The following is a 21,042-nucleotide window of genomic DNA, read 5'->3' on the forward strand; positions in this document are numbered from 1 at the left end:
GGTCCGGTGGCGGCCCGTCAGGCCTGGTGCTGGCGTCGGTCCTCGTGCTGGGCCTGCCGGCCGGGGGCGGCGGTGCCGTACTGGTTCATCTCCACCAGGCCCGGCGTGTAGAGGTGGATGGAGACGGCGGGCTCCAGCGCGGCGTTCACCACCTCGTGCAGGTAGCCGGCGGAGAACACCCGCCGGCTACCGGGCGCGAGCACCCGGGCGCCTTCGCCCGCGTCGGTCAGCGAGCGCTCGACCAGCTCGCCCTCGACCACGGTCATCACGCCCGCGGACCGGCCGTGGTCGTGGAAGCCGCTGCTCTGGCCGGGCAGCCAGCTGAGCAGCCAGACCTCGTAGCCCGGGCCGGTCTCCAGCCGGGCGTACCAGCGGGTCAGGGCGTCGTAGCGGACCAGCGGGGCCCAGCGGTCGCGGTCGGCGGCGATCTCCCGGACCAGCCGGGCGTAGCCCGCCACGGTGGTGGGGTGCTGCGGCAGGTCGGTGCGGGCGAGGTGCGGGAAGGCCAGCGGGTCGCCGGCGATGGAGACGTCGCTCAGACCGTCGGCCCAGCGGTCGGCCCAGCGGTCGGCCGCGAGAGAGGCGAGGGCGGAGGCGGTGGCGTTGGGGGCCGCGGTGGGCCGGTGCGCGGCCCGGACCGAGAACTTGGCACGGTCCCGGTTGCGCTTGCGGATACGGGGCATTCGCACGGTCGGTCGTCCTTGGATCGGCTGGTTCGGTGGGTCAGCCGGGTCCGCGGAACGTTCGAGGGGGACTGTCGCGGGCGGCCTCTGGTCTTACCTGGGCGGCGCGCGGTGGGACGCGGGCGCCTAGATACAGCAGGAACAGAGGCGACAGCAGAGCGAGTTCGCGGCGCGACGGAGGGCGGCCTGGCGGCGGCTCCGGTGGGCGGCGAACTCTGACATGTGTGCAAGGAGACCGCAAGAGGGGTGAAAGTGTCAACCCGAGCTGGCGGACATTCAGGTCACATCTCCACTGAACCGCCGGATGGGGTGATAAATCACCCTCTATGTTTCGATGCGAAGATCGCCGGGAAGGCAGCCCGGTGACCAGGCAACCGCGCCGGAGCCGCCCGCGTCTCATCCCTCGGAAGGGGGTCGGGTCGGTCGGCGTTGACGGCGCGTCGGCCCGCGAGTGGTTCTGGGGCGATATGCCATCCGTCGCTACGAATGTCCGGGTTGTCCGGATATGTAGACTATTCGTAACGGCTTGGTTCCGGGGAGTGAATCCTTGGCCCAATACCAGAGCTCGGCTTGACTGGGCCAGAGTGACGCAACTGTAATTTCACTCGTGTCGTTCCGCCGCTCCGGGCAACGGCAACCACGGGGACGCCAAGAGGGGCAGAGGAGGCGCGCCAGATGAGCGAGCTCTTTGAGCTTTTGATCGGTGAGGGCATCGAAGAGGACGAAGAGGAACTCGGCTGGCAGGAGCGCGCGCTGTGCGCCCAGACCGACCCGGAGTCCTTCTTCCCCGAGAAGGGCGGCTCCACCCGCGAGGCGAAGAAGGTCTGCCTCGCCTGCGAGGTGCGGTCCGAGTGTCTGGAGTACGCGCTCGCCAACGACGAGCGGTTCGGCATCTGGGGCGGCCTCTCCGAGCGTGAGCGCCGCCGGCTCAAGAAGAGCGCGGTCTGACCGGGGCCGGATCCCCGCGCGGCGGCCCCCGGCCCCGCACCCGTGGCAGCGCCCCACCCGAGCGGTGGGGCGCTTTCGCATGCCGTACTCCTTTCCCGGCCACATCTTCACCAGGACCGGGAGCATCGCGGCCACCCTGAGCCGTTAGTGTGGTGCGCCATCCGGATGCCCGGCATCCGGCATGCGCTGCGCCACCCGTGCCCGGACCAACGGCCCGCCCCGGGTGGCGCCGCACACCAACCGCCCTCCCACCGGAACCGGGGCCCGCGCACTCGATGACCGTCTACAGCCACCAGAGCGGCTTCGCCGCCGCCAGGCCGCCCGCGTACCCGCGCCACCTCGTCACCGCCGTGATCGTCTCCCACGACGGTGCCCGCTGGCTCCCGCAGGCGCTGGCCGGGCTGCTCGGCCAGGACCGCCAGGTGCAGCGCATCCTCGCCGTCGACACCGGATCCACCGACACCTCCCCGCAACTGCTCCAGGACACCCTGGGCGACTGGCTCCCGGAGAGCGGCCCGCTGGTCCTCGGCCGCCGGGCGGGCTTCGGCACCGCCGTCGGCCAGGCCGTCTCCGCCAGCGCGCCGCTGCGCGCCGAGGACCTCCCGTACAGCCTCGACCCGTCCGGCTACGACCCGGTCACCGGCGGCTGGGACGACTACGGCGACCCGCTCGGCCACGAGGACGACCTGGGCCGGGGCGGCCCGCGCGAGACCCGCCCGGTCGAGTGGCTCTGGCTGCTGCACGACGACTGCGAGCCCCAGACGGACGCGCTGCGCCGGCTGCTCCAGGTCGCGGACTCCACCCCGACCGCCGCCGTGGTCGGCCCCAAGCTGCGCAGCTGGTACGACCGCCGGCAACTGCTGGAGGTCGGCGTCACCATCGCCCGCTCCGGCCGCCGCTGGACCGGCCTCGACCGCCGGGAGCAGGACCAGGGCCAGCACGACCAGGTCCGCCCGGTGCTCGCCGTCTCCACCGCCGGCATGCTGGTGCGCCGCGACGTCTTCGAGGAGCTCGGCGGCTTCGACCGGGCACTGCCGCTGATGCGCGACGACACCGACTTCTGCTGGCGGGTCAACGCCGCCGGCCACCGGGTCGTGGTCGCCCCCGACGCCGTGCTCCGGCACGCCGAGGCCGCCAGCCGCGAACGCCGCGCCATCGACTGCGGCCCCGACCACCCGCACCGGGTGGACAAGGCCGGCGCCGTCTACACCCTGCTCGCCAACACCCGCGGCGCGCTGCTCCCGTACATCCTGCTGCGGCTGGTGCTGGGCACCCTGCTGCGGGTGATCACCAACCTGGTCGGCAAGGACCCCCGGCAGGCCTTCGACGAGATCGCCGGCCTCGGCCACGAACTGATCCGGCTGCCGCGGCTGCTGGCCGCCCGCAAACGCCGCAAGCGCACCCGGGCCGCCGACCCCGGCGACGACCGCTCGCTCTTCCCGGGCCCCGGCGCCACCGCCCGCCTCGCCGTCGAGCAGGCCGTCAGCTCGCTCGGCATCGGCGGCAGCGAGGACCCGGGCGCGGGCCGGCACGGCTCGGTCGAGTCCGGCCCCGGCGACGACGACGCCGACGACCTGGTGGTCGAGCAGTTCACGCTGGTCAAGAAGCTGGCCAAGCGGCCCGCACCGCTGCTCTTCACGGCGCTGCTGCTGTTCGCGCTGGTCGCCTGCCGCAGCCTGATCGGCTCCGGTCTGCTCCAGGGCGGCGCCCTGCTGCCCGCCTCCGACGGCGCCGCCGGCCTGTGGCGGATGTACGCCGACTCCTGGCACCCCGTCGGGAACGGCTCCACCGCGGCCTCCCCGCCCTACCTGGCCGTACTCTCCGCGCTGTCCTGGCTGCTCTTCGGCAACGCCGACCTGGCGCTGACCCTGCTGGTCGTGCTCGCCATCCCGCTCGCGGCCGTCAGCGCCTACCTGGTGTCCCGCCCGCTGATCGAGTCCAAGCTGGTCCGCGCCTGGGCCAGCGCCAGCTACGCCCTGCTGCCCGCGGCCACCGGCGCGCTCGCCCAGGGCCGGATCGGCACCGCGGTCCTCGCCGTGCTGCTGCCCCCGCTGGCCCGCGCCGCCGCGATCAGCGCCGGCCTCGGCATCCGGAAGGAGACCGCGGCCAAGGGCGCCCGGCCCGGCTGGCGGTCCACCTGGATGACGGTGCTGATGCTCACCCTGAGCACCGCCTTCGTCCCGCTCGCCTGGGCGATCGCCGTCCCGCTCTGCGTGGCCGCCCTGGCCCACGCGGTGCTGCGCGGCGGCGCGTACGGCTCCGGCGGCGAGGCGCTGCGCCTGCTCGGCCTGCGGATCCTGGTGATCCTCGGCGTGCCGGTGCTGGTGCTCGCCCCCTGGTCGCTGCACGTCCTCGCGCACCCCTCCCGGCTGCTGCTGGAGGCGGGGGTGGCCGGCTTCAACGGCCCGTCCGCCTCGCCGCTCGGCCTGGTCCTGGTCAACCCCGGCGGGGCCGGCGTCCCCCCGGTGTGGCTGTCGGTGGGCGTGGTGCTCGCCGCCCTCGCCGCGCTGCTGCGCGCCGACCGCCGCCGGGCGGTGCTCGCGGCCTGGGCCGCCGCCGGCGCCGGCCTGCTGTTCACCGTCGCGGTGGCCGGCACGGCCGTCACCCCGGCCTCCGGCGGCCCCGCCGCGGCCGCCTGGGCGGGCCCGGCCACCCTGCTCACCGGCGTCGCCCTGCTGGCCGCCGCGGCGATCGGCGCCGACGGCGCCAACGCCCGCGTCTCGGGCATCGCCTTCGGCTGGCGCCAGCCGGTCGCCGCCGTGGTGGTCGCCGGTGCGGTGCTGGCACCGTTCGGCACCGCCCTGTGGTGGGCCGTGGCCGGCGCCGACGGCCCGCTGACCCGCAGCGCGCTGCCGCAGCTCCCCGCGTTCATCGCGGAGGAGGCCGGCACCACCGACCGCGCCCGCACCCTGGTGCTGGCCGGGCCCGCCGACGCGTCCGCCGTCTCCTACGCCCTGGTCCGCGGCGCGGGCCTGAGCCTCGGCCAGGCCGAGGGCACCGTCGAGACCGACGCCGGCGGCGACCTCACCCGGCTCAGCAGCCAGCTGCTGGCCGGCTCCGGCGGCGACCAGGCGGCCGCGCTGGCCGGCTACGGCGTCGAGTACATCGAGGTCAAGGACCCGATGATCGCCAAGGTCCGGGACGTCCTGGACACCACCCCCGGCCTGACCCGGCTCAACCAGGGCAACGGCGTCGCGCTCTGGCAGATCACCGGCGCACCCGGCGCCCGGGCCGTGATCGTCACCCCGAAGGGCGTCCCGGTGGCGCTGCCCGCGGGCGAGCACGACATCTGGACCGACCTCCCCGCGGGCCCGGCCGACCGCCAGCTGCGCCTCGCCGAACAGGCCGACCCCAAGTGGCAGGCCACCCTGGACGGCAAGCCGCTGGAGCCGGTCACCCTGGACGGCTGGGCGCAGGGCTTCCGACTGCCCGCCGAGGGCGGCCGGCTCGACGTCACCCGCGACTCCAGCCTGACGCACACCGGCTGGATCGCCCTGCAGCTGCTGCTCGGCGTCACCGTCCTGGTGCTCGCCCTGCCCGGCCGCCGCAACCACAACGACGACGACCTCCCCGAGGAGGTCGCCGCCGCCCAGGCACTGGCCGCCGCCGTCCAGGCGCAGGCCCCGGCCCCCGGCAGCCGCCGGGCCCGCCGGATGGCCGAGCGCGGGGAGGGCGAGGGCGAGTCCGAGACCGGCGTCTACGCCACGATCCCGGCGCAGGCGGGCGGCGAGCCGGAGCCCGTCGAGGACTTCACGCCCGAGACCGAGCAGTACGCGGACCCGTACCAGGCCGATCCCTACCAGGCCGTGCCGTACCCCTCCGACCCGTACCAGGGCGGCGATCCGTACCGCAACGACCCGTACCAGCCCGCCGCCGACCCGTACGGCTACCCCGCCTACCCGGAGCAGCAGCAGCCGGCCGGCGGCCCGTACGCCGAGGGGCAGTACGCCGACGGCCAGTACCCCGACGGGCAGTACCCCGACCAGTACGGCCAGTACCCCCAGTACGGCTACACCGAGTACCCGGGCTACCCGGCCGAGCCCGGGCAGCAGCCGCCGGGCGGCGGCTACCCGCAGGCGTACCCCGAGGGCAACGACCCCTACGGCAACGGCGGTCACCCGCACCACCACGGATCGGGGAGCTGACCCGCGATGAAGAAGCCCAGCCTCAAGGCGCCCAAGCTCACCGCCCCGGCGCTGAAGAAGCCCGAGTTCGCCGTCGGCGCGCTGGCCGGCGGCAGCCGGACCGGCCGTTCGCTGCTCGCGGGGGCCGCCGTCCTCGGCGTGGTGTTCGGCATCGCCGAGCTGCGTCCCCCGGTCGCCCCGACCGCGGCCGGGACGGCGGGCGGCGCCGTCACCGCCCAGGTCGAGCGGACGTCCGTGGTCTGCCCGCAGCCGCTGCACGGCGTCACCGGCAGCACCGCCTTCACCGCGTACACCCCGCTCGGCGGCTCGGCCACCGGCGGCGCCGCGGCGCTCAACGACGTCACCCCGCAGACCGCCGGGGCGGCCCCCGCGGCCGCGCCGGCGGCCGGCGCCTCGGCCGACGCACCGGCCACCGGCGCCGAGGCCCGGCTGCCGCTGACCAAGGCGGGCGTCCCGGCCACCGGTGCGGCCCTCAACGGCGACCTCGCGCCCGGCGCCGCCGCGGTGGCCACCGGTGCGCTCGCGCCGGGCTTCGCGGTCTCCCAGACCACCACCGTCACCGATCCGCAGTCCATCGGCCTGTCCGGAGTCACCTGCGCCGCCTCCGGCACCAGCTTCTGGTTCGCCGGCGCCAGCACCGTGCCCGGCCGGGTCGACTACGTCAGCCTGGTCAACGCGGACGCCGGCCCGGCCGTGGTCGACCTGAAGCTCTACGGCCCCAAGGGCCCGATCGACAACGACGCCGCCAACGGCATCGCGATCGCCCCCGGCACCTCCGACGCCCTGCGGCTCAGCTCGGTGGCGCCGGGCGTGGACGACCTGGTGGTGCAGGTGCGGGTGCGTAGCGGCCGGGTCGGTGCCGGCCTGCACGCCGTGGACGCTGGCAAGGCCGCGGACTGGCTGCAGCCCTCCGTGCCGCCCGCCTCCGGGGTCGTGATCCCCGGCCTGCCCGCCGACGCGACCGGCGCCCGGCTGGTGGTCGGCGCGCCCGGCGAGGACGACGCCGACCTGAAGGTCCAGGTCTCCGGCAAGAACGGCTGGTTCACCCCGGCCGGCCACGAGACCGTGCACGTCAAGGCGGGCATGGTGGAGGCCGTCGACCTGGGCGTGGTCACCCGGGGCGAGGTCGGCGCGATCCGGCTGACCCCGAGCGACCCGGCGCACCCCACCCCGGTGATCGCCGGAGTGCGGGTCGACCGGGCCAAGAACGGCAAGTCGGACGCCGCCTGGCTGTCCGGCGCGGCCCCGATCGGCGCCCGGGCGAGCATCGCGGACAACCGCGGCGGCAACCAGAGCCAGCTGCTGCTGACCTCGACCGGCGAGGAGGAGGGCAAGGTGCGCGTCACCACCTCCGCGGGCAGCGGCGGCGGCACCCCGGCCACCAAGGAGATGTCCGTGCCGGCCGGTGCCACCGTCGCCCTGGACGTCCCCGACCCGGCCGGCCTCAACGGCGTCTTCGGCGTGACCCTGGAGACCGTCTCGGGCGGGCCCGTGGTGGCGGCCCGGATGCTCACGATCCCGGTCAAGGACGTGCCGATGTTCACGATCCAGGAGTTCGCGGACGACCACAGCACGGTGCGGCTGCCGCACACCCAGGGCGACCCGGGCGTGCTGCTGGACCGCTGACCCGGCCACCGCGCCGAGCGCCGCCCGCGGCCCGCCACCCGACCCCGGGCGGCGGGCCGCCGGCGTCGCACCCCGGTGTCAGTCCTCGCCGTACCGCGGGTCGATCGCGTCCGGGGACAGCCCGAGCAGCTCGGCGACCTGCTCGATCAGCACCTCGTGCACCAGCGCGGCCCGGTCCTCGCGCGACTTCGCGCGGATCTCCACCGGCCGGCGGAAGACCACGATCCGGCTGCGACGGCCCTTCGCCGCCGGAATCACCCGCCCGAGCGGTACGCCGTCGGACTCCGGCTCACCCTCGGCGGGCACCGGGACCTCCAGGACGGCGAACTCGACCTCCTCCAGCTGCGGCCAGCGCCGCTCCAGCCGCTCGACCGACTCGCGGACGTAGTCGTCGAAGACCTCCGAGCGGGTCAACGAGATCGGCACCTGAGGCGGTGCCAACGGCCCGCGCAGGCCGCGGCCGTGCCGGTCACGGTGCCGCGAGCGGCGCGGCGGCCCGGCCGGGGACGCCGGGGGCTGGGGTGCGGAGCTGTCCATATCAGAGTCGAGCGTAGCCCTTGGCCGCCCGGAAGTGGACCATTCCGCCACCCCGCGTGACGGCGACACACCGCGCGTACCGGGGGCGGGTCGTCGCGGGCTCGGCGGGAGTGCGGTACCGTCCACCCTCGTGAGCTCTGTACGTCGTTGTTCGCGGACCGCGTGCGGCCGACCGGCCGTCGCGACGCTGACGTACGTCTACGCGGACTCCACGGCCGTCCTGGGGCCGCTCGCCACCTACGCCGAGCCGCACTGCTACGACCTGTGCGCCGAGCACGCCGAGCGGCTGACCGCGCCCCGCGGCTGGGAGGTCGTCCGGCTCGCCGCCGACGCCGGCCCGCTGCGCCGCAGCAGCGACGACCTGGAAGCGCTCGCCAACGCCGTCCGCGAGGCCGCCCGTCCGCAGGAACGCCCGCAGGACCGCACGCCCCGTCAGGGCCGCCCCGGCGCGGGCGACCAGGGGGAGTCCGGGCGCCGCGGCCACCTCCGGGTGCTGCGCTCGCCAGACAACTGACCGCCCCGAGGCACCGCTCGGCACGATCGGCCCCTCCCACTGCGGGTACGCTGCCCTTTCGTCCGAGCAGACACACATCAGGAGCAGTCAGGTGCGGGACCTCAAGCAGCTTGTGAAGGCCTACGACGTCCGGGGTGTGGTGCCGGACCAGTGGGACGAGTCCCTGGCCCGCGCGTTCGGCGCGGCGTTCGTCCGGGTGGTGGGTGCGTCGGCGATCGTGGTCGGCCACGACATGCGGCCCTCCTCGCCGGGCCTGTCCCGGGCCTTCGCCGAGGGCGCCGCCGCCCACGGCGCGGACGTGGTGGAGATCGGCCTCTGCTCGACCGACCAGCTGTACTACGCCAGCGGCAACCTGGACCTGCCCGGCGCGATGTTCACCGCCAGCCACAACCCGGCCCAGTACAACGGCATCAAGCTCTGCCGTGCGGGTGCCGCCCCGGTCGGCCAGGACACCGGCCTGGACGAGATCCGCGAGCTGGTGGAGTCCTGGCTGGACGCCGACGGCGCCGTCACCGTCCCGGGCTCCGACGCCGTCTCCGGCACGCTCAGCTCGCAGGACAGCCTCGCCGGGTACTCCGCGCACCTGCGCTCGCTGGTCGACCTGACCGCGATCCGCCCGCTCAAGGTGGTCGTGGACGCCGGCAACGGCATGGGCGGCCACACCGTGCCGACCGTCTTCGCCGGCCTGCCGCTCGACCTGGTGCCGATGTACTTCGAGCTGGACGGCACCTTCCCCAACCACGAGGCCAACCCGCTCGACCCGAAGAACCTGGTCGACCTCCAGGCCGGGGTGGTCCGGGCCGGCGCCGACCTCGGCCTGGCCTTCGACGGCGACGCCGACCGCTGCTTCGTGGTGGACGAGCGCGGCGAGCCGGTCTCGCCGTCCGCGATCACCGCGCTGGTCGCCGCCCGCGAGATCGCCCGCGCCCGCGCGGCCGGCGAGGACCGCCCGACCGTCATCCACAACCTGATCACCTCCTGGACCGTCCCCGAGGTGGTCGAGGAGCTCGGCGCCGAGCCGGTCCGCACCCGGGTCGGCCACTCCTTCATCAAGCAGGAGATGGCCCGCACCGACGCGATCTTCGGCGGCGAACACTCCGCGCACTACTACTTCCGCGACTTCTGGCGCGCCGACACCGGCATGCTGGCGGCCCTGCACGTGCTCGCCGCCCTCGGCGGCCAGGACGGCACGCTCTCCGAGCTGACCGCCCGCTACGACCGGTACGCCGCCTCCGGCGAGATCAACTCCACCGTCGCCGACCAGCACGCCAGGACCGAGGCCGTCCGCGCCGCCTGGGGTGACCAGCCGGGCGTCACCGTCGACGAGCTCGACGGCCTCACCGTCGCCGGCGGCGACTGGTGGTTCAACCTGCGCGCCTCCAACACCGAGCCGCTGCTGCGCCTCAACGTCGAGGCCAAGGACCCGGCCCGGATGGCCGAGGTGCGGGACGCCGTCCTGGCGCTGGTCCGGGCCTGACGGACCCGGCGGAAAGATCGCCGAGGCGCTGACTGCGCGGGTGCCCCGGCAGGTAGTGTGGCTACCGGTCGGGGCACCGCCGTACCCGCCCGCCTCCGCACGAACCTGGAGCCCTACGCCATGAGCCTGCCGTCCTCCCTGCTGGAGATCCTGGTCTGCCCGCAGTGCCACGCCCCGCTGACCGAGAGCGGCCAGGGCGAGGAGCACGAGCTGCGCTGCACCGGCGAGAGCTGCGGTCTGGTCTACCCGGTCCGCGACGGGATCCCGGTACTCCTCCTGGACGAGGCCCGCCGCCCCTCCTGACACCCGTCCGGTCACCCGCTGGAGGCCAGCCGCATGCTCGACGAATCCCTGCTCGACGACCCGGCCGCCCTGCTGCGGGCCGACCGGCAGCACGCACTGCTCTCGCTGGCCGCGGTCGGCGCCCGGATCCGGATCGCGGCCCGGCTCGCCGACGCGGCCGGCCTGGCGGGCCTGCGGCCCGAGGGGCGGCCCCGGACGGTCGTGGTCGCCGGCAGCGGGAGCGTCCTGACCGCGGGCGCGGTGCTCGCCTCCCTCGCGGTACCGAACTGCCAGGTCCTGTCGCTGCCCCCGGCCGAGTCCCGGCCCGCCGGCCCGGAGTTCACCTCCGGCCTCGGCTGGCAGCTCCCGGGCTGGGTCGGCCCGCTCGACCTGGTGGTGCTGGCCTCCCCCCAGGGCATCGAGGGCGGCCTGATCTCGCTGGCCGAGCAGGCGTACACCCGCGGCTGCGCGATCGCGGTGATCGCGCCCGAGCACAGCCCGCTGGCCGAGGCCGCCCTCCAGGTCCGCGGCCTGCCCCTGCCGTACGCGCCGAGCACCGTCGAGGACGGCGACCAGCCGCGCGCCGACGAGCCGGACCTGCCGACCGAGGACCCGGCCGCCCTCTGGGCCTTCCTGACCCCGCTGCTCGCGCTCGCCGAGCGGACCGGCGTCACCCAGCTCCCGCCGGGCTCGCTGGACGCCGCCGCGGACCGGCTCGACGAGGTCGCCGTCCGCTGCCGCCCGGACGCCCAGACGTACACCAACCCGGCCAAGGCCCTGGCCGCCCAGCTCTCCGGGACGGTGCCGCTGGTGTGGGGCGCCGGGCCGGTGACCGGCGCCGCCGCCGAGCGCTTCGCGGCGGTGCTGGCGGACCGCGCCGGGCTGCCCGCGCTGCCGGGCCTGCTGCCACGGGTGCTGGTCGCGCACCGCGGGATGTTCGTCGGCCGGCTCGGCGGCGGCTCCGACCCGGAGGACTTCTTCCGCGACCGGGTGGACGAGCCCGAGGCGCTCCAGCTCCAGGTGGTGCTGCTGCGGCACACTCCCGGTGTGGAGGAGCTGACCGAGGCCGGCCACAGCGTGACCCGGGCCCGCCGGCTCGCCGACGCCCACGAGGTCCGGCTGACGGAGTTCACGTCCAGCCTGGAGGACCCGTTGCAGGCGCTGGCCGAGCTGGTCGGGCTGACCGACTTCGCCGCGGTCTACCTGGGCCTCGCCGGCTAGGGCGCAGCGGGCGCGACGGCGTCCGGCTCCGCGTCGGCGAGCGGGAGCAGCACCCGGAAGCGGGTGTCGCCCGGCTCGGAGCTGACCCGCAGGTCCCCGTGGTGCTTGTTGACCACGATCCGCCAGGAGATGTCGAGCCCGAGCCCGGTGCCCTCGCCGACCGGCTTGGTGGTGAAGAACGGCTCGAAGATCCGGTTGCGGATCTCCTCCGGCACCCCGGGCCCGGTGTCGCCGAACTCGACCAGCACCCGGTCGTGGTCGCGGGCCGTGCGGACGGTGAGGGTGCCGGACCCGGCCATCGCGGAGAGCGCGTTGTCGATCAGGTTCGTCCAGACCTGGTTGAGCTCCCCGGGGTAGGCGGGGATCCTCGGCAGCCCCAGGTCGTAGTCGCGGACCACCGCGACCCCGGACGGGATCTTGCCGGCGAGCATCAGCAGCGTGCTGTCGAGCAGCTCGTGGACGTCCACCACCCGGTGCGGGGCCCGGTCCAGCTGCGAGTACTGCTTGGCGGCGCCGACCAGCACCGAGATCCGGGTGGTGGAGTCCTCGATCTCGTTCATCAGCAGCTCGGTCTCGACGGTGTAGTGCAGCCAGCGCACGGCGCCCTCCAGCCGGTCGTCGCCGACCGTGGCCGCCACCCGGCCGAGCCAGTCGCTGTCCAGGCCCGCCTGGACGAAGGCCGGGGCGAGCTGCCAGCCGTCGGCGACGCCCCGCTCCTCCAGCCAGTCGCCGAGGGCGTCCTCGCGGTCGGCGGCCTCCAGCGGGCCGAGCGTGACGGACTTCGCGGCGGCGACCCGGTCGGCGGCGTCCTCCTGGAGCGTGACCAGCGCCTCCATGCCCTCCTGCGGGTACCTGCCGGTGGCCAGCGCGCCCAGCTTGTGGCGCATCCCGGCCACCCGCTCGCGCAGGGCCGCGGTGGCCCGCAGCGCGGCGGCCGCGGGGTTGTTCAGCTCGTGGGTGAGGCCGGCCGACAGCGAGCCGAGCGCGAGCAGCCGCTCCCGGCGGCCGACCGCCTCCTGGGTCACCCGGGCACCGAGGAACAGCCCTTCGAGCAGGTGGACCGCCATCGGGAACCACTCGCTCATCATCCGGGCGAACGCCCCGGCCGACAGCACGAAGAAGCGCGCGGGCGTCGCCGCCCGCAGCGAGCTGGTGTAGGTCTGCGGGACCCGGTCGCCGAGGTACGCCTGGAAGGCCCCCGCGTACACCCCGCGCTGGGCGGTCCGGGTCACCTCGATGTCGTCCGCGCCGACCCGCCGTGACAGCACGATGGTGCCGTCGAGCAGGACGTAGAAGCAGGTCGCGGGCTCGCCCTCGGCATACACCGGGCCGGGCCCGGTCCGCTCCACCCGGCCCTCGCGGCAGAGCCAGTCCAGCTGGTCGGCGGTGAGGCGTTCGAACAGGAAGAGGGTGCGCAGCTCCTCGGGGGAGCAGCCGGCCGGCGGCGGGGTCACGGCGGTCACAGTCGCTCCAGGTACCGGTGGACCAGCATCACGGCCATCGCACCCTCGCCGACCGCCGAGGCGACCCGTTTGGCGGACTCCGACCGCGCGTCGCCGGCCACGAAGACGCCCGGGACGCTGGTCTCCAGGTGGTACGGTGCCCGGTCCAGCGGCCAGGACGCGGGCGGGTGCCCGCCGGGCGACAGGTCCGGCCCGGCGACCACGAAGCCGCGGCCGTCGCGGACCACCACGCCCTCCAGCCAGTCCGTCAGCGGCGCGGCGCCGATGAACACGAACAGCCACTGCGCGTCGACCTGCTCGGTGCGGCCGGTCGCGGTGTCCCGCAGGGTGATCCGCTCCAGGTGGTCGGTGCCGTGCGCCTCGACGACCTCGGTGGCGGTGCGCACGCCGATCGACGGCACCTCCGCGATCTGCTGGACGAGGTAGTGCGACATCGACCGGGCCAGCGAGTCCGCGCGCACCAGGACGGTCACCGAGCGGGCGCCCCTGGCGAGGTACACGGCGGCCTGCCCGGCGGAGTTCGCGCCGCCGACGATGTACACGTCGTTGCCGGCGCAGCCGGCCGCCTCGGTGAGGGCGGAGCCGTAGTAGACCCCGCGACCGGTGAGCCCGGCCACCCCGGGGGCGTCCAGCTGCCGGTAGGAGACGCCGGTCGCCAGGATCACGGTGTGCGCGGAGATCGCGGAGCCGTCCGAGAAGCGCACCGTCCGCGAGGCGCCGTTCACCTCCAGCCCGGTGACCTCGCGCGCGGTCAGCATCTCGGCGCCGAACCTGGCGGCCTGGCGCCGGGCGCGTTCGGTCAGCTGCGCGCCGGACACCCCGTCGGGGAAGCCCAGGTAGTTCTCGATCCGCGAGCTCTGACCGGCCTGGCCGCCGGTGGCGGTGCGTTCGACCAGGACGGTCCGCAGGCCCTCGGAGGCGCCGTAGACCGCGGCGCCCAGGCCGGCCGGGCCGCCGCCGATGACGATCAGGTCGTAGAACTCGGACGACGGGTCGGTCGCCAGGCCGACCCGGGCGGCGAGCTGCGTTCCGTCCGGCTCGACCAGGCACTCGCCGTCCGGGGTGACCACCAGCGGCAGCCGCAGGCCGTCCTCGCCGGCGGCCGCCAGCAGGCGCCGCCCCTCGGGCTCGTCGGAGGCGTACCAGCGGTAGGGCACCTGGTTGCGGGCCAGGAACTCCCGGACCTCGGAGGAGTGCGCCGACCAGCGGTGGCCGACGACCTTGGTCTCCGGCACCGGGCGGTGGTCGGAGGCCAGCCAGGTCTCCAGCAGGTCGTCCACCACCGGGTAGAGCTTCTCCTCCGGCGGGTCCCAGGGCTTCAGCAGGTAGTGGTCGAGGTCGACCACGTTGATCGCGTCGATCGCGGCGCCGGTGTCCGCGTACGCGGTCAGCAGCACCCTGCGGGCCCCCGGGTAGACGTCCATCGCCTGTTCGAGGAACTCGATGCCGTTCATCTGCGGCATCCGGTAGTCCGCGAGGATCACCGCGACCAGGTCGCCGCGCAGCTTCATCTCGCGCAGGGCGTCCAGCGCCGACGCCGCGGTCTCCGCCCGCACCACCCTGTGGTCGCCGCCGTACCGGCGCCGCAGGTCGCGGGCGACCGCGCGGGACACCCCGGGGTCGTCGTCGACGGTGAGGATCACCGCCCTCGGTGCCTCGCCGGTCTCAGCCATGGCCGTCCCTGCTCTCGCGTCGTCCGCCCGCTCCGGCCCCCCCTCGCCCGGCCGGTCCGCGGCCCGCCGCCCCGAACCGATTCTCTGCCCGGACGGCCCGGTGCTGCCTCTCGGAGCGGCGGGCGGACGAAGGCCCGTCGGTGCCACCGGGATAATGTGCGCTCGACAATCCACGGCCGGACTGCCCCGGCCCCGTCGGAGGGACCCGACCCCAGCATGAGTACCGAAGGCGGCACCAAGGCACTGGTCGCGGCGCTGTCCGCGAACCTGGCGATCGCGGCCAGCAAGTTCGTGGCCTTCGCCTTCTCCGGCTCCTCCTCGATGCTCGCGGAGGGCGTCCACTCGGTCGCCGACTCGGGCAACCAGGTGTTGCTCCTGGTCGGCGGCAAGCGCGCGGCCCGCGACGCGGACGCCCAGCACCCGTTCGGGTACGGGCGCGAGCGCTACGTCTACGCCTTCCTGGTGGCCGTGGTGCTGTTCAGCGTCGGTGGCCTGTTCGCCTGCTTCGAGGGTTACGAGAAGATCCACGACCCGCACGAGCTGGACAACTGGTACTGGCCGGTCGGCGTGCTGGTCTTCGCCATCCTGATGGAGGGCTGGTCGTTCCTGACGGCCTACCGGGAGGCGGTCAAGGACAAGGGCACCCACGGCTGGACCTCGTACATCCGCCGGGCCAAGGCCCCGGAGCTGCCGGTCGTCCTGCTTGAGGACACCGGCGCGCTGATCGGCCTGGTGCTCGCGCTGTTCGGCGTCGGCCTGACGGTGATCACCGGCAACGGGATCTGGGACGGCATCGGCACCCTGGCGATCGGCATCCTGCTGGTGGTGATCGCGGTCGTTCTCGCGGTGGAGACCAAGTCCCTGCTGGTCGGCGAGTCGGCCAACCAGGACGTCGTCGCGCAGATCCGCGACGCCCTGGTGGACCACGACTCGGTCACCGACGTGATCCACATGCGCACCCTGCACGTCGGCCCGGAGGAGCTCCTGGTGGCCGCCAAGATCGGCGTGCACGCCGACGACACCGCCGCCCGGATCGCCGAGGCCATCGACCTGGCCGAGGCCCGGATCCGGCGGGCCGTCCCGATCGCCCGGGCGATCTACCTGGAGCCCGACATCTACAGCGCCGAGAAGGCCGCCGCGGGCCCCGACCCGGAGGCCACCCCCGGCGGCCCCGGCCCCTCGGCGTACTGATCCCGGCGCGGCCCCGGCCGTGACCGGAACCGGGTGTGTGCGCCCCGGCGCACCGCCCGGTCGGTGTAGATTCGTCGGCAGAGCCAAACGTCGCTGCTGATGGCGGTCGGGCCGTACCGTGGTGCGGGTCGAGGGAGAGAGGTCCTCCGACGGATTGTGCCGCAGCAGAGGGCCCCACCCGCGGCCGCTCTGCAGCTCAGCACACCCGTTCCCAGGCCCAACGCAGCGAGGAGCCCCCGCATGTCGTCGAACCCCACCGGTGACTTCAAGGTCGCCGACCTCTCCCTGGCCCCGTTCGGCCGCAAGGAGATCCAGCTCGCCGAGCACGAGATGCCCGGCCTGATGTCGATCCGCAAGGAGTACGCGGCCGCCCAGCCGCTGGCCGGCGCCCGGATCACCGGCTCGCTGCACATGACCGTGCAGACCGCCGTCCTGATCGAGACGCTGACCGCGCTCGGTGCCGAGGTCCGCTGGTGTTCCTGCAACATCTTCTCCACCCAGGACCACGCCGCCGCGGCCATCGCGGTGGGCCCCGAGGGCACCCCCGAGAACCCGGCCGGTGTCCCGGTCTTCGCCTGGAAGGGCGAGACCCTGGAGGAGTACTGGTGGTGCACCGAGCAGGCGCTCACCTGGCCCGACGGCCAGACCCCGAACATGATCCTCGACGACGGCGGTGACGCCACCCTCCTGATCCACAAGGGTGTCGAGTTCGAGAAGGCCGGCGAGGCCCCGGACCCGTCCACCGCGGACAACGAGGAGTACCGCCTCATCCTGGAGGTGCTCAACCGCACCCTGGCGGACTCGCCCGCCAAGTGGACCGAGATCGCGGCGACGATCAAGGGCGTGACGGAGGAGACCACCACCGGTGTCCACCGCCTGTACGAGATGCACCGCGACGGCAAGCTGCTGTTCCCGGCCATCAACGTCAACGACTCGGTCACCAAGTCGAAGTTCGACAACAAGTACGGCTGCCGCCACTCGCTGATCGACGGCATCAACCGCGCCACCGACGTCCTGATCGGCGGCAAGGTCGCCGTCGTCTGCGGCTACGGCGACGTGGGCAAGGGCAGCGCCGAGTCGCTGCGCGGCCAGGGCGCCCGGGTCATCGTCACCGAGATCGACCCGATCTGCGCCCTCCAGGCCGCGATGGACGGCTACCAGGTCACCACCCTGGACGAGGTCGTCGAGATCGCCGACATCTTCATCACGACCACGGGCAACAAGGACATCATCATGGCCTCGCACATGGCCCGGATGAAGCACCAGGCCATCGTCGGCAACATCGGCCACTTCGACAACGAGATCGACATGGCCGGCCTCGCCCAGCTCCCCGGCGTGGTGAAGACCGAGGTCAAGCCGCAGGTCCACGAGTGGCGCAAGGAGGACGGCCGCACCATCATCGTCCTCTCCGAGGGCCGCCTGCTGAACCTCGGCAACGCGACCGGCCACCCGTCGTTCGTGATGTCCAACTCCTTCGCGAACCAGACCATCGCGCAGATCGAGCTGTTCACCAAGACCGAGCAGTACCCGGTCGGCGTGTACGTGCTGCCGAAGCACCTGGACGAGAAGGTCGCCCGGCTCCACCTGGACGCGCTCGGCGTCAAGCTGACCACGCTCTCCCCGGAGCAGGCCGACTACATCGGCGTCCCGGTCGAGGGCCCGTACAAGGCGGACCTGTACCGCTACTGATCACCCCGGCTGCCAGCAGCACGGAGCCGGCGCCCGGCACCCCCGCGGAGGGGGTGCCGGGCGCCGGCGCGTGCGGCCCGTGCCGGTCAGCCGAGCACGTCGAGGCGCCCGCCGGACGTCCGGCGACGCGTCCAGATCGGACGCGGGCACGACCACGTCCCGGCCGTCCGCGCCCACGCTGGTCCGCCGCCACCAGGCCGGGCGCTGCTCGGCCGGGAACGTGTTGACGAGCACCCGGCGGGCGTAGCCGTCCCGGTTTTCCACCCGGCCGGCCCGCGTAGGCTTCGGCCCATGCCCAACGGCCGCTACTCGCTCCACGACACCCACGACCACGTCCTGCTGGGCGAGGAACGGTTCAGCTGCGCCCCCGGCCCGGCCGGCTGGCGCTACGTCTCCAAGACCTACGGCCCGGACGGCGGCACGATCGCCACCACCGACCTCACGCTCGACTCCCGCAGCCGTCCGCTCCGGCTGGAACTGCGGGCCGGCGGCTGGCAGGTGCGCGGCGGGGCGGTGGACGGCGTGGCCTGGGTCCGGACCGACGCCGACGACCCGTCCGGCGCGCAGGCCGTCGAGGGCCACGACCGGGCGCACGCCTTCAGCGGCGGCTCGCCGGCGTTCCTGATCGCCACCGCCGGCCTGCTGCGCCTCCGGCCCGGCGGCAGCGCCCGGGTCCGGCTGGTCGCGTTCACCGAGCCCGTGCTGGCACCGCGGACCTTCGACCAGGGCTGGCAGCTGGAAGCCGTCGAGACCCACGAGACCGACAGCGGCCCGCTGCGGGTCGACCGCTACCAGGTCGCCGACCTCGCCACCGGGGAACAGCAGGTGGTGCACCTGGCCGGCGACGTGGTCCTCTCGGCACCCGGCATCGAGCTGGAGGAACTGGAGTCCCCGCCCAACCGCTGGCCGGCCGAGTACGGCGGCTGAGCGGACGTCAGGCGGGCGGCGCGAAGCCGCTCGCGGCGGGGGCCGGGCCGGGGTCCTGCGGCGGGGTCTGCTGGGCAGGTACCGGGAGGGGCGCGGGGGCAGGCGCGGGCTGCGGCTGCGCGGGCTGCGGTTGGTAGGGCTGCGCGGGCTGCGGCTGGTAGGGCTGCGCGGGCTGGTGGGGCAGGTACGGCTGGGAGTGCGCCGTGGCCCGCGCCCACTCCCGGCGCTGCCGCTCGGTGAGCACCGCACCCAGATACATGGCCGGCGAGACCCCGTACGGCACGGCGCGGCCGATGTGTGCCGAAAGGTCCGATGCCAACCGCTGCGCCATGCCGAAGGCGACGGCCGGGTCGAGCTGGTCGATCCGGCCGAGGTACTGGCGGATCGCGAGCCACAGCGGGTCCGGTACGGCGGACAGGTCCATCGCCACCAGGTCGGTGCCCATCGCGTGCAGGAGCTGCGGCGGCACCTGCGGCAGCGCGCCGTGGCCGCGGGCCGCCGAGGGCACCCGCTCACGGATCACCAGGGTCCCGGCGAAGATGTCGCCCAGCCGCTTGCCCTCGGAGGAGATCAGGGAGGTGACCACGGCCGGGACGCCGGACAGCCCGAAGTCGACGACCCCGACCAGCCCGCGCACCAGCGCGTGGCGGAATCGCACCGGCCCGCCGTCCGTCCGCACCACGCGCAGCCCGAGGGCCAGCTTGCCGAGCGAACGCCCCTTGGACAGCGTCTCCACCAGCACCGGCAGGACGACCGCGTAGAAGACGAATATCGAGAGCATGATGGCCGCGATCGCGGCCTCGTCGGCGTTGCCCGCCACCGCTATCGCGATCATCGTGGTGATGATCCACGCGACCAGCTGGACCACCGCGTCCATCAGTCGGGCCAGCGCCCGGCTGGGCAGCTTCGCCGACCTCAGCCCGAGGACGACCGCCTCACCTGTCACCAGGTCGCTCACAACACCCACCCGATCCGTTCCTCGGCAGCCGGCCGGCCCAGCCCCCTGTGCACCCAGCGGCAAACAGTACGGGCACGCTCTCCGCCCCGGAAGACTGGTCCCGGTCCGGGGCGGGCCGGCAGGGCGGGCCGGTGGGTCGGCCGGCGGGTGGCGGGGCGGGTCCGCGGCCGGCGGGGGCTGCGGCGATCACCGCGGGATCGCCCGTCGGTGATGCGGCCGCCTCTGGCAAGCTAGGCGCACCCGGGCCGGCAGCCTGCCCACCCGGTCCTCACCCGCCGTCACCCCGCAGCCCTGGAGCGAGCCGCATGGACCTGGACGTCTTCGTCGCCACTCACCAGGCGGAGTGGCAGCGTCTGGAGGCCCTGAGTAAGCGGCGCCGTCTCAGCGGGGAGGAGGCCGACGAGCTGATCGCCCTCTACCAGCGGGCCACCAGCCACCTCGCGCAGGTCCAGGCGACCGTCCCGGACCCGATCCTGGAGGGCCGGCTCACCTCGTTGGTCGCCCGCGGCCGCGGGGCGGTCACCGGCGCCCGCACCTCCTCCTGGCGCGACATCGGCCGGTTCTTCGCGGTGAGCTTCCCCGCCGCCCTGTACCGCTCGCGGCACTGGTGGATCCCGATCGCGCTGCTCTCGCTGGCGCTGACCGTGGTGATCGCCTGGTGGGTCGGCACCCACCCCGAGGTCCGCGAGAGCATCGCCACCCCCGAGGCGTTCCAGGAACTCACCAAGCCCGGCGGCCAGGCGGAGGCGTACTACTCGGAGCACCCCGCGAGCGCCTTCGCGGCCCATGTGTGGACCAACAACGCCTGGATCGCCGCCCAGTGCCTGGTGTACGGCGTCCTGCTCGGCATACCGGTCATCCCGGTCCTGGTGAGCAACGTGGTCAACCTGGGCGTGGGAATAGGCATGATGGCCGCCGCAGGCCGTCTCGACCTCTTCCTCGGCCTGCTCGTCCCGCACGGTCTGCTGGAACTCACCGCGGTGTTCGTCGCCGCCGGAATGGGCCTGCGGCTCGGCTGGACGATCATCAGCCCCGGTCCGCGCACCCGCCGCACGGCCATGGCCGAGGAGGGCCGCGCCACCATCGGCATGGCCATCGGCCTGACGGCCGTCCTGCTGGTCTCCGGCATCCTCGAAGCCTTCGTCACCCCGTCCGGCCTACCCACCTGGGCCCGGATCTCCATCGGTGTCATCGCCGAGGTCCTCTTCCTCCTCTACGCCCTCGTGCTGGGCCGGCGGACCGCCTCCCTGGGCGAGTTCGGCGATGTCGAGGAGTCCGACCGGGCGGACCTCCAGCCGGTCGCAGCCTGACCGTCGCAGCTGGTAGGGTCATGATCATCCCTCCAGATCCATTGACGTGGTCCTGGTCGGCTAGTAGGTTTGAACGGTTGGGACCGACTGGACAACGGTCGGTGCCGGGCGTAGTGTCTACGACACCGCCAAGCCTGGGCATCACATCCATTCGGATGTTGGCCGGCAAAGCGAAAAACCCCCTGGGACTGAGCACTCCGAAGCTTTGATAAGCTTCACTGCGAAGTCGCAGGAAATCCCCTCAGCGGGAAATCGGAGAAACGAAAGCCGGTAAAACGGCCGGAAAACATCTGATAAGCTGAGAACACGAAAGAACGAAGCGCCCGGAGGGCCCGCTGGAAGGCGGTCCGAAGGAAGTGTCCGTTCCTTGAGAACTCAACAGCGTGCCAAAAGTCAAC

General features: G+C 74.0%; 17 protein-coding genes. 11 read left to right on the forward strand and 6 right to left on the reverse strand.

Features of this window, described 5'->3' with window-relative positions; genetic code table 11:
* Positions 1 to 17 precede the first annotated feature (17 nt).
* Positions 18 to 539, reverse strand: a complete 522-nt coding sequence (locus ACIOFR_RS36720) for a cysteine dioxygenase (protein WP_401004336.1) — start codon at positions 537 to 539, stop codon at positions 18 to 20.
* Between the two features lie 819 nt (positions 540 to 1,358).
* On the opposite strand from ACIOFR_RS36720, the gene ACIOFR_RS36725 reads away from it, so the two are divergent.
* The 3 genes from ACIOFR_RS36725 to ACIOFR_RS36735 all read left to right on the forward strand — a co-directional run bounded on the left by ACIOFR_RS36725 (position 1,359) and on the right by ACIOFR_RS36735 (position 7,402).
* Positions 1,359 to 1,631 (forward strand): WhiB family transcriptional regulator, encoded by a 273-nt coding sequence (locus ACIOFR_RS36725; protein ID WP_145790473.1) that lies wholly within the window; start codon positions 1,359 to 1,361, stop codon positions 1,629 to 1,631.
* Positions 1,632 to 1,906: 275 nt separating this feature from the next.
* Entirely contained in the window at positions 1,907 to 5,776 is a 3,870-nt protein-coding gene (locus ACIOFR_RS36730; protein WP_401004312.1) for a glycosyltransferase, read from the forward strand.
* A gap of 6 nt (positions 5,777 to 5,782) precedes the next feature.
* A complete protein-coding gene (locus tag ACIOFR_RS36735; RefSeq protein ID WP_401004314.1) occupies positions 5,783 to 7,402 on the forward strand; it encodes a DUF5719 family protein in 1,620 nt (539 codons plus the stop codon).
* Positions 7,403 to 7,480: 78 nt separating this feature from the next.
* Here the strand turns inward: ACIOFR_RS36735 and ACIOFR_RS36740 are convergent, their stop codons facing one another.
* A complete protein-coding gene (locus ACIOFR_RS36740) occupies positions 7,481 to 7,939 on the reverse strand; it encodes a metallopeptidase family protein (protein ID WP_401004316.1) in 459 nt (152 codons plus the stop codon).
* Positions 7,940 to 8,069: 130 nt separating this feature from the next.
* Between ACIOFR_RS36740 and ACIOFR_RS36745 the strand changes: the two genes are divergently transcribed.
* From ACIOFR_RS36745 to ACIOFR_RS36760, 4 genes are all read left to right on the forward strand, one after another.
* Positions 8,070 to 8,453, forward strand: a complete 384-nt coding sequence (locus tag ACIOFR_RS36745; protein WP_401004318.1) for a DUF3499 domain-containing protein — start codon at positions 8,070 to 8,072, stop codon at positions 8,451 to 8,453.
* A gap of 91 nt (positions 8,454 to 8,544) precedes the next feature.
* On the forward strand, positions 8,545 to 9,930 hold the full coding sequence (locus ACIOFR_RS36750) for a phosphomannomutase/phosphoglucomutase (RefSeq protein ID WP_401004320.1): 1,386 nt from the start codon (positions 8,545 to 8,547) through the stop codon (positions 9,928 to 9,930).
* 120 nt (positions 9,931 to 10,050) lie between these two features.
* Positions 10,051 to 10,233: a Trm112 family protein gene (locus tag ACIOFR_RS36755; RefSeq protein WP_371497359.1), complete on the forward strand. Its 183-nt coding sequence runs from the start codon at positions 10,051 to 10,053 to the stop codon at positions 10,231 to 10,233.
* 33 nt (positions 10,234 to 10,266) lie between these two features.
* Entirely contained in the window at positions 10,267 to 11,433 is a 1,167-nt protein-coding gene (locus ACIOFR_RS36760) for an SIS domain-containing protein (RefSeq protein WP_401004322.1), read from the forward strand.
* Here ACIOFR_RS36760 and ACIOFR_RS36765 read toward each other — a convergent pair.
* Together ACIOFR_RS36765 and ACIOFR_RS36770 are read right to left on the reverse strand one after the other, a co-directional pair.
* Positions 11,430 to 12,887, reverse strand: a complete 1,458-nt coding sequence (locus ACIOFR_RS36765; RefSeq protein WP_401004338.1) for an ATP-binding protein — start codon at positions 12,885 to 12,887, stop codon at positions 11,430 to 11,432. The genes ACIOFR_RS36760 and ACIOFR_RS36765 overlap by 4 nt on opposite strands.
* Before the next feature lie 5 nt (positions 12,888 to 12,892).
* Positions 12,893 to 14,569: an FAD-dependent oxidoreductase gene (locus tag ACIOFR_RS36770; protein ID WP_401004323.1), complete on the reverse strand. Its 1,677-nt coding sequence runs from the start codon at positions 14,567 to 14,569 to the stop codon at positions 12,893 to 12,895.
* Between the two features lie 216 nt (positions 14,570 to 14,785).
* Here ACIOFR_RS36770 and ACIOFR_RS36775 point away from each other — a divergent pair, with 216 nt between their 5' ends.
* From ACIOFR_RS36775 to ACIOFR_RS36785, 3 genes are all read left to right on the forward strand, one after another.
* Positions 14,786 to 15,760 (forward strand): cation diffusion facilitator family transporter, encoded by a 975-nt coding sequence (locus tag ACIOFR_RS36775; protein ID WP_401004325.1) that lies wholly within the window; start codon positions 14,786 to 14,788, stop codon positions 15,758 to 15,760.
* A gap of 240 nt (positions 15,761 to 16,000) precedes the next feature.
* The gene (gene ahcY, locus ACIOFR_RS36780) at positions 16,001 to 17,449 is read left to right on the forward strand and encodes an adenosylhomocysteinase (RefSeq protein ID WP_401004326.1); all 1,449 of its coding nucleotides are present in this window, start codon (positions 16,001 to 16,003) and stop codon (positions 17,447 to 17,449) included.
* Positions 17,450 to 17,740: 291 nt separating this feature from the next.
* Positions 17,741 to 18,376 carry a hypothetical protein gene (locus ACIOFR_RS36785; protein ID WP_401004328.1) on the forward strand — a complete coding sequence of 212 codons (636 nt, stop codon included), beginning with the start codon at positions 17,741 to 17,743 and terminating at the stop codon, positions 18,374 to 18,376.
* 7 nt (positions 18,377 to 18,383) lie between these two features.
* On the opposite strand, the gene ACIOFR_RS36790 is transcribed toward ACIOFR_RS36785, so the two are convergent.
* Positions 18,384 to 19,343: an RDD family protein gene (locus ACIOFR_RS36790; RefSeq protein ID WP_401004330.1), complete on the reverse strand. Its 960-nt coding sequence runs from the start codon at positions 19,341 to 19,343 to the stop codon at positions 18,384 to 18,386.
* 296 nt (positions 19,344 to 19,639) lie between these two features.
* On the opposite strand from ACIOFR_RS36790, the gene ACIOFR_RS36795 reads away from it, so the two are divergent.
* The gene (locus tag ACIOFR_RS36795) at positions 19,640 to 20,644 is read left to right on the forward strand and encodes a stage II sporulation protein M (protein WP_401004332.1); all 1,005 of its coding nucleotides are present in this window, start codon (positions 19,640 to 19,642) and stop codon (positions 20,642 to 20,644) included.
* 215 nt (positions 20,645 to 20,859) lie between these two features.
* Here ACIOFR_RS36795 and ACIOFR_RS36800 read toward each other — a convergent pair.
* Positions 20,860 to 21,042, reverse strand: a 183-nt coding sequence (locus ACIOFR_RS36800; protein ID WP_401004333.1) for a hypothetical protein, incomplete at its 5' end; no start/stop codon positions are given.

It is taken from the genome of Kitasatospora sp. NPDC088346, from assembly GCF_044740765.1.
Taxonomy (GTDB): Bacteria; Actinomycetota; Actinomycetes; order Streptomycetales; family Streptomycetaceae; genus Kitasatospora.